Origin of the sequence: Mycobacterium sp. E3198 (genome assembly GCF_001667015.1) — a bacterium.
Lineage (GTDB): Bacteria > Actinomycetota > Actinomycetes > Mycobacteriales > Mycobacteriaceae > Mycobacterium.
This window is the reverse complement of record NZ_LZIS01000257.1, coordinates 14274-28920: the sequence shown is the minus strand read 5'-3', so window position 1 is coordinate 28920 and position 14647 is coordinate 14274. Positions and strand designations below refer to the sequence as shown.

At 69.3% G+C, this 14647-nt stretch carries 19 protein-coding genes; 9 read left to right on the top strand and 10 right to left on the bottom strand.

The window, feature by feature from the left end; all coding sequences use genetic code 11:
- Positions 1-129: 129 nt before the first annotated feature.
- Positions 130-555: a hypothetical protein gene (locus A5673_RS26020; protein ID WP_068239268.1), complete on the bottom strand. Its 426-nt coding sequence runs from the start codon at positions 553-555 to the stop codon at positions 130-132.
- 11 nt (positions 556-566) lie between these two features.
- Positions 567-851: a hypothetical protein gene (locus A5673_RS26015; protein ID WP_068239265.1), complete on the bottom strand. Its 285-nt coding sequence runs from the start codon at positions 849-851 to the stop codon at positions 567-569.
- A gap of 122 nt (positions 852-973) precedes the next feature.
- On the opposite strand from A5673_RS26015, the gene A5673_RS26010 reads away from it, so the two are divergent.
- From A5673_RS26010 to A5673_RS26000, 3 genes are all read left to right on the top strand, one after another.
- A complete protein-coding gene (locus tag A5673_RS26010; protein ID WP_068239404.1) occupies positions 974-2470 on the top strand; it encodes a PE-PPE domain-containing protein in 1497 nt (498 codons plus the stop codon).
- Positions 2470-3276: an SDR family oxidoreductase gene (locus A5673_RS26005; protein ID WP_068239401.1), complete on the top strand. Its 807-nt coding sequence runs from the start codon at positions 2470-2472 to the stop codon at positions 3274-3276. The genes A5673_RS26010 and A5673_RS26005 overlap by 1 nt, the downstream gene beginning before the upstream one ends.
- A gap of 148 nt (positions 3277-3424) precedes the next feature.
- Positions 3425-4270, top strand: a complete 846-nt coding sequence (locus A5673_RS26000) for an alpha/beta fold hydrolase (RefSeq protein ID WP_068239258.1) — start codon at positions 3425-3427, stop codon at positions 4268-4270.
- Here the strand turns inward: A5673_RS26000 and A5673_RS25995 are convergent.
- Genes A5673_RS25995 through A5673_RS25985 form a run of 3 tightly spaced genes read right to left on the bottom strand, consistent with a single transcriptional unit; the run spans position 4260 to position 5714 of the window.
- Complete coding sequence (locus A5673_RS25995; RefSeq protein WP_369806530.1) at positions 4260-4964, bottom strand: hypothetical protein; 705 nt, start codon at positions 4962-4964, stop codon at positions 4260-4262. The two genes, A5673_RS26000 and A5673_RS25995, sit on opposite strands and share 11 nt — an antisense overlap.
- 26 nt (positions 4965-4990) lie before the next feature.
- Positions 4991-5314 carry a multidrug efflux SMR transporter gene (locus tag A5673_RS25990; RefSeq protein WP_068239252.1) on the bottom strand — a complete coding sequence of 108 codons (324 nt, stop codon included), beginning with the start codon at positions 5312-5314 and terminating at the stop codon, positions 4991-4993.
- 4 nt (positions 5315-5318) lie between these two features.
- Positions 5319-5714 carry a hypothetical protein gene (locus A5673_RS25985; protein ID WP_068239241.1) on the bottom strand — a complete coding sequence of 132 codons (396 nt, stop codon included), beginning with the start codon at positions 5712-5714 and terminating at the stop codon, positions 5319-5321.
- Positions 5715-5782: 68 nt separating this feature from the next.
- Here A5673_RS25985 and A5673_RS25980 point away from each other — a divergent pair, with 68 nt between their 5' ends.
- Together A5673_RS25980 and A5673_RS25975 are read left to right on the top strand one after the other, a co-directional pair.
- A complete protein-coding gene (locus A5673_RS25980; RefSeq protein ID WP_068239234.1) occupies positions 5783-6700 on the top strand; it encodes an alpha/beta hydrolase in 918 nt (305 codons plus the stop codon).
- Positions 6697-7113, top strand: coding sequence for a DoxX family protein (locus A5673_RS25975; protein WP_068239231.1), 417 nt, complete (start codon positions 6697-6699; stop codon positions 7111-7113). The genes A5673_RS25980 and A5673_RS25975 overlap by 4 nt, the downstream gene beginning before the upstream one ends.
- A 2-nt stretch (positions 7114-7115) precedes the next feature.
- Here the strand turns inward: A5673_RS25975 and A5673_RS25970 are convergent, their stop codons facing one another.
- On the bottom strand, positions 7116-7361 hold the full coding sequence (locus A5673_RS25970; RefSeq protein ID WP_068239228.1) for a hypothetical protein: 246 nt from the start codon (positions 7359-7361) through the stop codon (positions 7116-7118).
- Between the two features lie 123 nt (positions 7362-7484).
- Between A5673_RS25970 and A5673_RS25965 the strand changes: the two genes are divergently transcribed.
- Together A5673_RS25965 and A5673_RS25960 are read left to right on the top strand one after the other, a co-directional pair.
- The gene (locus tag A5673_RS25965) at positions 7485-8276 is read left to right on the top strand and encodes an SDR family NAD(P)-dependent oxidoreductase (RefSeq protein WP_068239224.1); all 792 of its coding nucleotides are present in this window, start codon (positions 7485-7487) and stop codon (positions 8274-8276) included.
- On the top strand, positions 8277-9236 hold the full coding sequence (locus A5673_RS25960; protein WP_068239223.1) for a phosphotransferase family protein: 960 nt from the start codon (positions 8277-8279) through the stop codon (positions 9234-9236).
- On the opposite strand, the gene A5673_RS25955 is transcribed toward A5673_RS25960, so the two are convergent.
- On the bottom strand, positions 9233-9460 hold the full coding sequence (locus tag A5673_RS25955; RefSeq protein ID WP_068239220.1) for a hypothetical protein: 228 nt from the start codon (positions 9458-9460) through the stop codon (positions 9233-9235). The genes A5673_RS25960 and A5673_RS25955 overlap by 4 nt on opposite strands.
- Positions 9461-9646: 186 nt before the next feature.
- Here A5673_RS25955 and A5673_RS25950 point away from each other — a divergent pair, with 186 nt between their 5' ends.
- On the top strand, positions 9647-10330 hold the full coding sequence (locus A5673_RS25950; RefSeq protein WP_231971461.1) for an MspA family porin: 684 nt from the start codon (positions 9647-9649) through the stop codon (positions 10328-10330).
- Between the two features lie 9 nt (positions 10331-10339).
- Here A5673_RS25950 and A5673_RS25945 read toward each other — a convergent pair whose 3' ends face one another.
- Genes A5673_RS25945 through A5673_RS25935 form a run of 3 tightly spaced genes read right to left on the bottom strand, consistent with a single transcriptional unit; the run spans position 10340 to position 13553 of the window.
- Positions 10340-11635 carry an acyl-CoA dehydrogenase family protein gene (locus A5673_RS25945; protein ID WP_068239214.1) on the bottom strand — a complete coding sequence of 432 codons (1296 nt, stop codon included), beginning with the start codon at positions 11633-11635 and terminating at the stop codon, positions 10340-10342.
- Positions 11518-12780, bottom strand: coding sequence for a CaiB/BaiF CoA-transferase family protein (locus tag A5673_RS25940; protein ID WP_156748644.1), 1263 nt, complete (start codon positions 12778-12780; stop codon positions 11518-11520). The genes A5673_RS25945 and A5673_RS25940 overlap by 118 nt, the downstream gene beginning before the upstream one ends.
- The gene (locus A5673_RS25935; protein ID WP_068239212.1) at positions 12777-13553 is read right to left on the bottom strand and encodes an enoyl-CoA hydratase/isomerase family protein; all 777 of its coding nucleotides are present in this window, start codon (positions 13551-13553) and stop codon (positions 12777-12779) included. The genes A5673_RS25940 and A5673_RS25935 overlap by 4 nt, the downstream gene beginning before the upstream one ends.
- 136 nt (positions 13554-13689) lie before the next feature.
- Between A5673_RS25935 and A5673_RS25930 the strand changes: the two genes are divergently transcribed.
- Entirely contained in the window at positions 13690-14646 is a 957-nt protein-coding gene (locus A5673_RS25930) for an LLM class F420-dependent oxidoreductase (protein ID WP_068239210.1), read from the top strand.
- Position 14647: the final 1 nt, after the last annotated feature.

Here is a 14647-nt window from a genome sequence, read left to right as displayed (position 1 = left end):
TCTCCCCGCTCCCGCCCACAGGCCCATGCAGATAGTAGACGGTCATGTGCCCAATGGACATCGTGCAAAGAGTAACGGCCCTGGTCCGGGAGCGCGACCCGGGGGGCCCGTTGGCGTGCCTCGGCTGCGTCAAGGCATCTTCCGCAGTCGCCGTTTCAACCGGGCGCTGCGGAGGATCTGGGTCGTGAAATTCATCGAGGCCAGCATGGGGAAGACCCCGAGAAAGGTCCGCTCGGAGGGCGTGGCCCCGTGCAAGTGATAAAGACTGCCGAACACATAGAAGCAGCCCACCGAGAACAAGGCGCCGGGGATGCAGAGCGCCATCGGTGAGCTCCGAACGCCAACGAGCTGCCTCGCATAAGCCAACTCTTCGTCCGACATGGGTTGGCGTTTGCGAACTTTGGTCACCACCCTTTTGGCGCTTCCCACTTCGTCGCTGATCGGCAGAGTCTCGCGATCCCCCAGCCGTTTGACGTATACGCCGGCAATGGCGATGAACACCAACGCCGCCGCGAGGCTGACCACGGTCAGGAGGCCAAACAATGCGGTGTCCATTTCCGTTCTCCTTACCGCCAGCCCGCCGGCAGGTCGATGATGTGGTTGGGGCAGTAGTCGTGGGCGCCCTCGGACATGGCATTGCGGGCGTCCTCGGCCGACATCTTGGCACGCAGCCGCATGAATGCGTATTCGGCTGGCAGGTAACCCGATTCGGGACCGGCCGGATCGTCCATCAGCTGGCAGGCCTCCTGCTCCTGGCCGCTGTCGGCTCGCGCTATGCCCGGGCCGATGCCCGAGCCGAACAGCGAGGCCAGCCCAGCCAGCCCGCCAGCGGCGATTTTCGTGATCCTCACTGGTGTTCACCTTCGCTCGCACGCCTTGCGGGCCCAGTGTAAATCTCGGCGCCGCCCGGGCGCCCAGCCCAGCTTCGTCAAACGGGTCGCGGCCCCGCCCGTCATTGCCCAGAATGTTCCAGATGGCGGTCATGCAGGTTATGCCTGGCGAGCTGGCGTCGGCCGCGCAGGACGTCGGCAGGATCGGTGCCGCGCTCGACGAGGCCGCTGCGGTCGCGGCGCTGCGGACGGGCGGCGTGCTGCCCGCCGGGGCCGACGAGGTCAGTGCGGCGATCACCCCGCTGTTCATCGATCAGTCGAGGATCTACCGGGAACTGGCGGAACAGGGCCAGGCTTTCGAGCAGCGGTTCATGCAACTGCTGAACGAGGCGGGCGTCGCCTACGTCGCGACCGAGCAGGCCGCGGAGCAGGCGCTGCGGGACGCGGTCGGTGCGTGGGAAGCGCCGCTGGTCTCACTCGCCACGCAGGCCGAGAACCCCGCTCCGACGAGCATCCCGCCGCTGATCGTGCCGTCGAACAGCTCGGTGGCGCTGATCGTCGGGGGGACCACGTTCCCCCTGCCGGACGCCAAGTACGTCGGCAACATCATGGCCACCTTCCTGAACAACCCGACGCTGTCGCCGCTCACGGGGGCGCTGGGGCAGTCGCTCTACACGCCCGAGCAGTTCTGGCCGTTCACCCCGCAACTCGGAAACCTGACCCTGGGCCAGTCGGTGGCCCAGGGCGTGCAGCTGCTCGACACCGCCATCAACACCGAGCTGGCGGCGGGCAACAAGGTGGTCGTCTACGGCACCTCACAGAGTTCGCTGGTGGCTACCAACGAGATCCGCAACCTGATGGCCATGGCCAATCCGCCCGACCCCAGCACGCTTTCGTTCTTTTTGACCGGTGACCCCGGCAACCCCAACGGCGGGTTCTTCGAACGCTTCCCGGGCCTCTACATCCCGCTCTTCGACGTCCTGATGAACGGCGCGACGCCCCCCAACTCGCCGTATCCCACGGTGATCTTCACCAACCAGTACGACATGGTGACCAACCTGCCGCGGTACGTGCTCAACCCGGTCAGCGACCTGAACGCGTTCATGGGGTTCGCGCTCTACCACGGGACGCACGACTACGTCGATCTGACACCGGGGCAGGTCGGGGGCGCGATCCAGCTGCCGACCTCACCCGGCTACACCGGTTCCACCCGCTATTACGAGCTGCTGACGCAGAACCTGCCGCTCGTCGCGCCGCTGCGCCTGTACGTGCCGGCGCCCTTCGGCAACGCCCTGGCGGACCTGCTGCAGCCGGATCTGCGGGTGATCGTCGACATGGGCTACGGGTCGGGGGAGTACGCCGACATCCCCACCCCCGCCAGCCTGTTCGAACTGCCCAACCCGTTCACGATCGTGCCGGCCCTGGCGCACGGCGCGGTGCAGGGCCCGCAGGCGGCGCTGGTCGATCTCGGGCTGCTGCCGCCGTCGATGATGCCCACCGGCTACCCGTTCAATCCGGCCCTCGACCCCGGGCTGAACTTCCCGCTGCCGCAGTCGTCGGTCACCGAGGTCTCGCTGCTGACCGGGTTCGAGGGCCAGTTGATGCGCGCGCTGGGCCTGGTCCCGAGTTGGGACGGCTGATGACCGACGGCCCCAGCCCGTTTCGGCCCGACCTCCTGCGCGGGCAGGTGGCGCTGGTGACCGGCGGCGCCACCGGGCTCGGCCTTCAGGTCGCCCGGGTGCTGGGCGGTCACGGCGCCCGCGTCGCGATCTGCAGCCGCAAGGAGGCCAACCTGCAAGCGGCGGTTGCGCAGTTGCAGGGTGCGGGGATCGAGGCGATCTACGGTGTCTGCGACGTGCGCCGCTACGACGAGGTCACTGCGGTCGTCGAGGAGGTGGTGCGCACCTTTGGCCGGCTGGACGTCGTCGTCAACAACGCCGCCGGAAACTTCCCCGTGCCGATAAGCGACTTGAGTGCCAACGGATTCAAGGCCGTGGTCGACATCGACCTGCTGGGCACCTTCAACGTGTCGAAGGCGGCCTACGAATGCTGGCTGCGCGAGCACGGCGGCGCCGTGGTGAACGTCAGCGCGGCCACCCACTACCGCGGCATGGCGCTGCAGGCGCACGTGGTGTCCGCGAAGGCCGGCATCGACGCGCTGACCCGCACCTGCGCCGTCGAATGGGGCCCCGACGGGGTGCGCGTGAATATCGTTGCGCCCGGCGCGATGTCGGGCACCGAGGGGGTGCGGCGGATCACCGGGGACAATCAGCACCGGACCACCCAGAACCCGCTGCGGCGCCCCGGCTCGACCACCGAGGTCGCCCAGGCCGTGCTGTTTTTGGCCAGTGACGCGGCCTCGTACGTCACGGGCGCGACGCTGGTCGTCGACGGCGGGGGCTGGCTGACGGCCAGCGGCGTGCCGGATCTGCCGGGCTACCGCTAAATTTTTTACGCCCAGCGGAGGCCGAACAGGAAGAAGTTCTCGGGCCCGACATGGCGAAATCCCAGTCCGGGTGTCGATGGCGGCAATCGAGCGCCGCCCGTCCTGAAGCGTGGGGCGGCGCGCCGCGAATTTCGAATAGATTCCGGTGATGGCATCGACCCACTGGGATGTCGACGGACGCAAGGTGTTTGGGGTGACCACCGGCAGCGGCGAGCCGGTGCTGCTGCTGCACGGCTACCCGCAGAGCGCCTCGTGCTGGCGCCACCAGATCGCGGCGCTGGCCGAGGACCATCACGTCGTCGCGCCCGACTGGCCCGGATTCGGCCGGTCCGATCCGCCATCAACCCCGCCCACCTTCGACAACGAGATCGATCGGATCGAACGGTTCGTGCAGCGGTTGGGGTGGCAGCGATTCAACCTTTTCGCCCACGACTACGGCGGCTTCATCGGACTCGGCTACACCATTCGCCACCCCGACCGGGTGCAACGGCTCGCCTTGCTGAACACCCGCGCGCACGGCGTCTTCCGACCGTGGTTCTACCGGTTCTCGTTGGGGCAGCACCGGATCGCTACCCACCCCGTGTTGTCCGCGGCCGCGCGGCGCCTGCCACTGGGGTCGCTGCACCACTTGGCTTTGGCGCGTTACCGCAAGCTTGGCTGTTTCGACACCGCGGTCGAGGCCGAATACCTGGGGTGGATGGACACGGCGCGAGGCCGGCGCACGTTTTGGGAGTTTTTCGCGCAGTACCCGGTGCCCGCGGTCCGGTGGTTGACCGACGGGCTCGCGGGCATACGCCGCCCCGTCGCGGTGATCTGGGGCGACCGCGACCCGTACGTCCCGTTCGACACCGCACGCGAACTCGCCGACCGCATTCCCCACGCCACGCTGACCCGCCTGCGCGGCGCCGACCACTACGTCATGGAGGAGCGTCCCCGCGAGGTGACCGATGCGCTGGTGAGCCTGCTCAACGTGGCTCCCGTCGCTAATCCGTGACGGTCATCTGGTCGTCGCTGGTGGCCCACGATTGCGCGAAGACGTCGATCGGCACCTGTTCGTCGCGGCCCTGCTCGAGACCGCTGTCGTTGAGGTGCACGACGCCGGCCGCGGTGTCCACGCCGGTCACCACGACGGCGTGGTCGGCCTCCGGCCGGCCGTCGGGCGTCTTGTCCTCGACGGGCTCGCGCCAGATGAGCTCGGAGTTGACGCCGACGATCACCTTGCGGCCCTTGGCCAGGTCCTGCTCGAGTGCGTTCAGTCCCTCGGGCGTGCCCGCGTTCGCGGCGCGTGCCTTGTCGGTGGACACCGCGCGGACGCCGTAGTGGGCGAGCAGCGCCGGCTCGTCGTCGAACGAGGTGCCGCTGCCGGGCTTGCGCTTCTTCGGCTTGGTGTAGACCGGCCCGGGGTGCACGGTGCTGGGGGTGTATTGCGCCACCTTGACGATGGCCTGCTCGGAGGGCTGCCGACCGGTCAGCTCACCCACCACGTCGGCGACCGCCATTTCCACGCAGTCGTCGTCGTATCCCTGGTAACGCCAGAACTCGGCCGCCGCCGCGGGGTTTCCGTACAGCATGCCCTCGCCGCGCGGTGGGGCCGGCGTGGCGCGCGCGGTGCCGACCGCGAGGAGCAGCGCGGCGGCACCGGCCAGCGTGGCAGCGCCGGCGGCCCGGGTGACCATCATGGTGTGAATGTCTGAGAACGGGCGCCCTGCGTTACCTAATGCGCGCCGGCCACGTTCAACGTGACCACGCCGGCGATGATCAACCCGACGCCGACGACCTTCGCCACGGATATCGGCGAGCCGAGGAACAGCACGGCGATCAGCACGATCGCGGCCGTCCCGATCGCCGACCACAACGCGTAGGCGACGTCCGTGCGCATGCCGCGCGAGATCGACACCGCCAGCAGCGCGAAGGACACGGCGTAACCGACCAGACAGGTGACCGTCGGCCACAACCGGGTGAATCCCTCGGTGCTCCCCAGCAAGCTGGTCGCGACCACCTCGGCGAAGATCGCGCCCAGCAGCAACAGGTAGGTCAACGCGCTAACCCGACGTCGACTTCTCGGGGTCCTCGGCCAGCGCCTCGTCCGCTACGGCGTCCAGGTGACTGTCGTGCGCGGCCTGCCAGTGCTGGTCGGCCGCCTGCTGCAGCCGGGTGGGGGAGCCGCGCCCGTCCATGGCGGCGCGCTGGTAGGTGTTCGCCGTGCGCTCGTGCACGCGCGCCAGCTCCTCGTGCCGTTGGGCGGCGGCGTGGTGGGCGGCGGTGGCGAACTGCAGCGATTCCTCGGCGCGGTGGCGCGCGACACTGACCGACTCCTTGGATGGCGGCTCGCCGGCGGCCAGTTCGGCCCTTCGGTCTCGAAGCTCTTTCACCCGCTGCTCCACCTGTGCAGCGCGTTCCGCCGGGCTCGGGTGCCCGGTTGCGGGCTGTTCAGCCATTTCCCACTCCCCACCTCACCGCGCGGTTCAATCTGAACCAACTATGACGCTACGACGGAAGGCGCGCCATGACCGCTTCCCCACGACCGATGCGCTTCGACGTCAGCGACGTGGTCGGCGAGCGGGCGTCGTTGGCGGCGACGTACTACCCGTCGCGGGGCGCCCCGGGCGCCGTGCTCGTCTGCCTCCCGGGCGGCACCTACAGCCGCGAATACTGGGACCTCAACATTGCCGGCCGTAGCGGCTACAGCTTCGCCGAGTTCGCCACCGGGAACGGGTACAGCGTCGTCACGATCGACCCGCTGGGCACCGGCGAAAGCTCCAGGCCCGTGCGCGATTTCGGCTTCACCGACATCGCCGCCGCGCTCGCGGGGGCCGTCTCCGCGCTGCCCGGCGTCACCGACGACGACGCGCCCGCCGTGGCCGTGGCGCATTCGCTGGGCGCCTACCTCGCGATCGTTCAGCAGTCGCTGTTCTCCAGCTACGTCGGCCTGGCGGCCCTCGGCTGTACCAATCAGCACGTGGCACCGCTGAACCTCGATCCGGCGTTCATCGCCCGGGCGGCCACCCCGCAGGGCCGCGAAGAGCTGGCCCGGCAGATCCTCGCCGCCCTGCCCGAGCCTTACGCCGAGGGTCCGCGCGAGTACCTGCAGAGCTGGTTTCACCTCGCCGACGTACCCGCCGATGTGGTCGCGGCCGACTGCGTCACGGCAAAGTCGGTGGTGCCGCGCGTCTTCGGCACGGCGATGGTCCCCGGCGTCGTCGCCGAGCACGCGGCGCAGATCGGCGTTCCGGTGCTCCTCGGCTACGGCGTCGTCGACGTCTCCCCGGACCCGCGCGCGGAAGCCGCCCTGTTTCGCAGCAGCCCCGACATCACCACGGTCGTCCTGGCCGACAGCGCGCACTGCCACAACATGGCGTCGAGCCGCCACCGGCTGTGGCGCCGCCTGCTTGGCTGGGTGGCGACCGTAACCTCTGGGGGATGACGAACGTTCTCGACCGGTTTGCGCCGGCCGTGCTGAGCCTTTATCGGCTGGTCTATGGGTTGCTCTTCGCCGCGTACGGCTCGACGAGCGCGTTGCGCTGGCCCGTGCGTCCCGGCTGGCGCGTCGAGTTCGGAGTCTGGCCCGGCTGGTACGCCGGCCTGCTCGAATTGGTCGCGGGACTGCTGATCGCGACCGGATTGTTCACCCGCGCAGTCGCTTTCATCGCGTCCGGGGAAATGGCGGTCGCCTACTTCTGGATGCATCAGCCGCGGGCGCTCTGGCCCATCGGTGATCCGCCCGCGGGCAATGGCGGTGCTTTGGCGATACTTTTCTGCTTCGGTTTCCTGCTGCTGGTCTTCGTCGGCGGCGGGAGGTACTCCCTCGACGCCCTACGCGGCAATGCCGGGGGCTGACCCTACATTTCGCAGTGGGCGTGCGGTGCCGGGTCAAAGCACGTCACGGTCCCGTACGGGCAGCAGGGCAGTTCGGCGGCGCCGTCGTTGCGCCAGCCCTTCCGGACGAGTTGTCGGGCCAGGTAGCGCGACGCCGTGATCGCCTTCGCCTTCTCCGGCGCCGGGTAGAGGCGCGGGCGGTCGTAGGCGTCGTAGATGTCGAAGGCGAGCGCATCGATCAACTCGACGACCTCTGGCGGTGTGCTCATTCGCCGGGGATTCCCGTTCAGTTGTCGCAGGAATCCTGGCCGCCCTTCCACTCGGGCGACGATAATGGCATTCTCTCTTTTCGAGAAGCCGTTTCCGCGGCGGGATTTTCGAGGAGGTAGACGATGGGCGCAGACCCGCGGTGCGACGGGATGGTTGCCCTTGTCACCGGCGCCAGCCGGGGCCTGGGCAAGGCGATCGCGGCCCGGCTCGCCGCCCGCGGGGCGACGGTGGCGCTGACCGCACGCACGATGGACCCCGATCCCAAATACCAGGGATCGCTGAGCCAGACCCGCGACGAGATCGTCGCCGCCGGCGGCCGCGCGGTGGCGATTCCGGCGGATCTTTCCCAATCCGAGGAACGCGAACGGCTTTTCGCGGAGGCGGTGGGTGCCGTCGGCGCCCCCGACATTCTGGTCAACAATGCGGCGGTCACCTTCCTGCGGTCGCTCGACGGGTTCCCGGAACGGCGGGCCCGGCTGATGATCGAGATGCACGTCCTGGGGCCGCTGCACCTGAGCCAGTTGGCAATTCCCGCGATGCGCGAGCGCGGGCGGGGCTGGATCCTCAATCTCACGTCGGTGGGCGGCGACCTGCCGCCCGGACCGCCGTTCTCCGAATTCGACCGGAGCGCCGGCTTCGGCATCTACGGAACGGCCAAGGCCGCGCTGAACCGGCTCACCAAAAGCCTTGCCGCCGAACTCTACGGCGACGGCATCGCGGTCAACGCCGCCGCTCCGTCCAACCCCGTCGCAACGCCCGGAGCGGGCACGCTGGACCTGGCCAAGACCGACACCGAGGACATCGAACTGATCACCGAGACCGCCCTGAGGTTGTGCACCTGCGACCCGAAGACGATGACCGGGCGCATCGCACACACCCAACCCTTCCTGGCCGAGGTCGGCTGGGCCGGCTGAATGCCCGAGCTCGATCTCGAACAGCTGCGCCGGCGACTCGCGGCCGCGGACGTTGCCGGCCTGGCCCCGCTGGCCGGGGGAGCCTCCAGCCTCACGTTCTCCGGCGAACGGGACGGCCGGGGGGTGGTGATCAAGGTTGCCCCGCCCGGCGTCGAACCTGTCGGGCATCGCGACGTGCTGCGTCAGGCGAGGATCATGAAAGCGCTTGCGCCGACACATGTTCCGGTGCCGGAGGTGGTGTGGGAGGATCCGGGCGAGCCGCCCGATGTTCCGCCGCTGTTCGTGATGTCCCACGTCGAAGGCGACTGCGTGGAGCCGCTGTTCGACGGTTGCCCGCCGGACGTCGAGCTTGCCGAGCGCTACCGCAACGCGTGCCGGGCGATGGCGGCCCTGCACCGCCTGTCGCCGCGCGAGCTGGGCCTGGACGCGGAACCGGTCGTCGATCCCGGAGCCGAGGTCCAGCGCTGGTCCGACACGCTATGCACCGTCGACGCGGCGCTGGTCCCGGGCTGGCGTGGCGTGCGCGACGCCCTACTGGCGTGTGCGCCAACGGCTATGGGGCCCAGCGCCGTGCACGGCGACTTCCGGTTGGGCAACCTGATGGCCGTCGGGACCCGGATCACCGCCGTGATCGATTGGGAGATCTGGTCGATCGGTGATCCGCGCATCGACGTCGGCTGGTTTTTGATCAACGGCGACCCCGCGACGTACCAACGCTTTCCGGACTCCGCGGGTGTGGCGCCCCCGACCGCTGAACTCGCCGAACTCTATGGGCGCGAATTGGGTTGCGACGTCGACGACTTGGGCTGGTTCAGCGCACTGGCGTGCTTCAAGTCGGCGGCGACGTGGTCGCTGATCGTCAAGCACAACCGCCGCAGGCGCTCACCGCGAGCCGAATGGGAAGCCATGGCCCCCACGCTGCCGCGGTTGCTCGAGCGAGCGCGGTCCGTGCTGGGCTAGTGGCACTTGACATACAGATTCTGGCAATACATGCCGGCGCCGCCCCAGGCCATCGACGGGCCGCCCTCGTCCGAGGGGTCCACGAACAGTCCCGGGCTCTCCGTCGTGATCAGATCGACTACCCCGGGCCCCGGTGTGAAGGGATCGGAGTCGGCGTTCGCCACGGCCGAACTGGCCGCGAGAGCCAGCGCGCTCATCGCGATGGCCACCACAACGCGCTTCATGCCCGCCCTCTCCGTCGCCCGCCTATTCTAGCGGTCCGGCAAACAAACCGATACAGGATCGGCGCAGCGATCTGGGCCCGTATCGCGGATCTGTCACGAACGCACAACGACTTCGGCCGGTTGCCCAGCAAATTCCCTGACCCGTTTCACTCCGCGCCTACGGTGTCGCGCGTGAGGCCGATAACCGTGGTCGTTCGCCGCGTTGCGGTTGTCGCGGTTTGTCTCGTCATGGCCGTCGTCACGGCGCCGTCGGTAGGCGCCGATCCGGATGCCGACCCCGCCGCCGTGACGGTGCCCGCACCGGACGGCGCCGTGGCCTCGAACCCGCCGGCAATCCTCAAGACCCCGGACGGCTGGACCCTGGGCCTCGGCGCCAAGGACGAGTCGCAGATCCCGGTGGCGCCGCTGACCACCGCCGTCTCGTCCCGTGAATACCTGGCCAGCGGGACGTTCGTCGGCTCGCTGATCGGACCGGAGCAGCCCCGGGGCACCCTCGAGGTGGGCTACGAGATCGGCTGCGGCATCGACATGAGCACGTCCAACGGCGTCACGATGGGCGGCAGCGCCGGCGTCACCCCGGGGCTCGGCCTGGCGGGCGTGTTTGCCGGCGCTCCGACTCCTATCCCGTTGATTACGGTCCCGGTGAACGGTGTCATCACCGTGGGCCTCAAGCCGGGGCTGGTGATCGTGGTGCCGGTGGTCAAGAAGGCGTTCAAGGGTGCGAGCCCCTGGGTGATGATCAGCAACTTCCACGTCAAGATCGACGGCTGCGTGGGGCAGTCGTTCATCCGCTCCTACGCGACGCTGACGCGCGAGACCGATCAATCCGACGTGGTGCTGTCCTACGTCGGCGTCACCAAAGCCGTGTGACCAGCGGGGCTATCCGCGCGGGATGCCCGCCAGCCGGTCGGCGAACTTGGCCTCGGCGGCCGCGCGCAATCGCAGCAGGTGCTCGGAGGGGAACAGGTCGGGCGCGGGTGGGCGGTCTTTGAGCAGCAGGCGGGCCAGCGTCACCTTGTGCACCTCGGTCGGGCCGTCGGCGAGGCCGAGCACGAACGACTCGACCAGGTACTGGACGAAGGGCATCTCGTGGGTGGTGCCCAGCGACCCATGCAACTGCAGCGCCCGCGCCGACACGTCGTGCAACACCTTCTGCATCATCGCCTTGACCGCCGAGATGTCGGCGCGCACGGCCTTGTAGTCGTTGAATTGGTCGATCTTCCAAGCGGTTTGCAGGGTCAGCAGCCGGAAGGCCTCGATCTCCATCCACGAGTCGGCGACCATCTCCTGGACCAATTGCTTGTTGGCCAGCGCCTCGCCCTGCGTGTACCGGGACACCGCCCGCTCACAAATCATGTCGAAGATGCGCCGGACCAGCCCCACCGTGCGCATGGCGTGGTGAATTCGCCCGCCGCCCAGGCGCGTTTGGGCGACGACGAAGGCCCCACCGCGCGGGCCCAGCATGTGATCGGCGGGCACCCGCACGTTCTCGTAACGGACGTACCCTTCCCGCCCGCTGCCGGACGGCTGATACCCCAGCCCGACGTCGCGCAGCACGTTGATGCCGGGGGTGTCGCCCGGCACGACGAACATCGAGTAGCGCTGATAAGGCGGCGCTTCGGGATCGGTCATCGCCATCACGATGATGAACGACGCCATCGAGGCGAACGACGAAAACCATTTCTCCCCGTTGATGATCCAGTGATCGCCGTCGGGCACCGCGGTGGTGCGGAACACCTTGGGGTCCGCTCCGCCCTGCGGCTCCGTCATCGAAAAGCAGGAGACGATGCGGTTGTCCAGCAGCGGCTCGAGGTAGCGCGCCTTGAGCTCGGGTGTGCCGTAATGGGCGAGGATTTCGCTGTTGCCCGAATCGGGGGCCTGCGAGCCGAAGACGATCGGCGCGCACTCCGAGCGGCCGAGGATCTCGTTGAGCAGAGCCAGCTTCACCTGGCCGTAACCCGGTCCGCCGAGGTGCGGCCCGAGGTGAGTGGCCCACAGGCCGCGCTCCTTGACGATTTCCTGCAGCGGTGGGATCAGGGCCTGGCGCACCGGGTCGCTCAGGTCGTGAGACTCCTTGACGATGAGGTCGATCGGTTCGCACTCGCTGCGCACGAACTCCTCGACCCAGTCCAGTTGCTGCGCCCATTGCGGGTCGGTGGAGAAGTCCCACGCCATTTATCGTCCCCTCTTGCTCTGTGCCACCACGCCGGTATCGACGAGTTCGGTGATGGCTCGGGTGTCCAGTCCCAGCTCGCGCAGCAGTGCGCGCGTGTGGTCGCCCGGCAGCGCGGGGCCCGACGGCGCCGCGGGCCGGGTGCGCGAGAAGCGTGGCGCGGGCGCGGGTTGCGTGACGCCGTCGACCTCGAGAAGGCGCGGCGCGCGGCGGCGTGGGGATGCAGGGGCGCCTCGTGCAGCGAAAGCACCGGCGTCGCACAGCATCCCGGCGAATCGAGAATCCGCTCCCACTCGTCGCGGGTCTTTTCGGCGAAGCGCCCGGCCAGCTCGGCGCGGTGGGCGGCCCACGTCGCCGGCCGGTCCTGATCCTGGGGCACGTCGACGCCGAGGCGATCGCACAGCTCGGCGTAGAACTTTCGTTCCATCGCGCCGACGGCGACGTGGCCCCCGTCGGCCGTGGCGTAGGTGCCGTAGAAGTGGGCCGCGCCGTCGAGCAGATTGTCCTGCCGGTGATCGCGCCAGGTGCCCGCGGCCACCATCCCGAAGTACGGCGCCATCAGCGTCGCGGCGCCGTCGACCATCGCCACGTCGAGGACCTGACCCGCACCGGACTGGCGGGCTTCGAGGATCGCGCTGAGCAGCCCCACGGCCAGGAGCATGCCGCCGCCGCCGTAGTCGCCGACCAGATTCAGTGGCGGCAGCGGCGATTCGGCGGTGCCGATGCCGTGCAGGGCTCCGGCCAGCGCGATGTAATTGATGTCGTGGCCGGCGTGCCCGGCCAGCGGCCCGTCCTGGCCGTAGCCCGTCATCCGGGCATACACCAGGCGAGGATTGCGCTCCCGCAAGGCGTCCGGCCCGATGCCCAGCCGTTCGGCAACGCCGGGCCGGAAGACGTCGACGAAGGCGTCCGCGTCGGCGGCCAGGGTGTGCACCAGTTCAGCGCCCCGGGGATCCTTGACGTCGGCGGCCAGCGACCGCTGGCTGCGCCGGACCGTGTAGTCGATGGGCAGCGCGCCGTCCACACCCGAGACCGGGTCCACGCGAACCACGTCCGCACCCAAGTCGCCCAACAACATTCCGCACAAGGGGGCCGGCCCCAGGCCGCCCATCATCACGATGCGCACGCCGGTCAGCGGGCCGGTCACCGGGACCACTTCGCGCGGCGTTCGGCCGCTTCCTCGGTGGCATGCGCGATCACCTGGTTACGGTTCTCGAGTTCCAGCGCCGCGGGCAGGCCCGCCGCGTCGGTATTGACCTGGAGCGCGCGCTTGGTGAGTTGCACGCCGAGCGGCGCGAGCCCGGCGATCAGCGACGCCAACTCGACGGCGCGGCCGGCCAGGCGATCGGGTTCGACGACCTCGCTGACCAGCCCCCGCCGATCGGCTTCGCCGGCCGATACCGTGCGTCCGGTCAGCATCCAGTCGGCCGCGACGCTGGTGCCGACGATGCGGGGGAGGTGATAGCTCATGCCCATCTCGGCGCCCGACAGGCCGAGCAGGATGGCCCCGTTGCCGAACGAGGCTTGCGCCGAACAGATTCGGATGTCGGCGGCCAGGCACAGCGCGAAACCCGCGCCGACGCACGGGCCGTTGACGGCGGCGATGACGGGCTGCGGCACCTCCCGGATGCGTTCGGCGAGCGCGGCCATGCCCTCCTGGAAGCGCATCCGGTCCAGCGCCGGGGCCGTTGCCTCGGGGACGTCGGGCCCGAAGTCGCGGACGTCGATCCCGGCGCAAAAGCCGCGACCGGCGCCGGTGAGCACGACGGCACGCGCCGAGGAATCGCCCGCCAAATCGCCGAGGGCGGCCGCCAATTCGGTTTGCATGGCCGCGTTGACGGCGTTCAGCCGCTCCGGACGGTTCAGCCGGACGACGACGACGCCGTCGCGGGGCCGGTCGAGTTCCAGCGTGGGGGGCACCCACCGATCGTAAGGTGTCTCTCGGTTCAGGAGAACAGCCTTCTCCTAAATAGCGAAGGGATTATCGTCGGGGCGGGGATCGGTCTCGGGTGGCGGCGCGAGGCATAAGCCACCGCGCAGGGGGTAGCCCGCCGCCATGACCAAGTTCGGATATTTCCTGTCCAGTGAGCAGTTCGGCCCGAAGGAACTCCTCGACCAGGCCAAGCGCGCGGAGGCCGCCGGGTTCGATGCGCTGTGGATCTCGGACCACTTCCATCCGTGGAACGACGAGCAGGGCCAGAGCCCGTTCGTGTGGGGAGTGATCGGCGCGCTGTCGGAGGCGACGTCGCTGCCCGTCAGCACGGCCGTCACCTGCCCGACCGTGCGGACGCATCCGGCAATCGTCGCTCAGGCGTCGGCCACCGCGGCCGTGCAGCTCGACGGTCGTTTCGTGCTCGGGGTCGGCAGCGGCGAGGCGCTCAACGAGCACATCCTGGGCGACAGCTGGCCGTCGGTGGCGGTACGCCAGGAAATGCTGGAGGAGGCGGTCGACGTCATCCGGTTGCTGCACCGGGGCGACGAGGTGAGCCACCACGGCAAGCACTACGAGGTCCAGGAGGCGCGCATCTACACCCGGCCCGAGCGGCCGGTGCCGATCTACGTGTCCGGGTTCGGTCCGCAGGGCGCGGAGCTGGCCGGGCGCATCGGCGACGGCTACGTGCTGGCGATGCCCGAGGCCGATCTGGTCAAGACGTTCCGGGACTCCGGTGGGGGCGACAAGCCGGTGCAGGCCGGCACCAAGGTGAGCTGGGACGCCGACGCCGACGCCGCGCTGAAGGTCGCGCACCGGTTGTGGGGCAACGAGGGGCTGCCGGGGCAGACCTCGCAGATCTTGCCGCGGCCCAAGGACTTTGCCGCGCTCATGTCGCTGGTGCCGCCGGAGACGGTCGCCGAGAGCGTCGCGTGCGGGCCGGAGCCCGACAAGCACATCGCCCAGGTCCGCAAGTACGTCGACGCCGACATCGACGAGGTCTACGTGCAGCAGATCGGTCCGGACATGGACGGGTTCTTCGCGGCGTGGGAGCGCGACGTGCTGCCCGCGGTGCGCGGCTGAG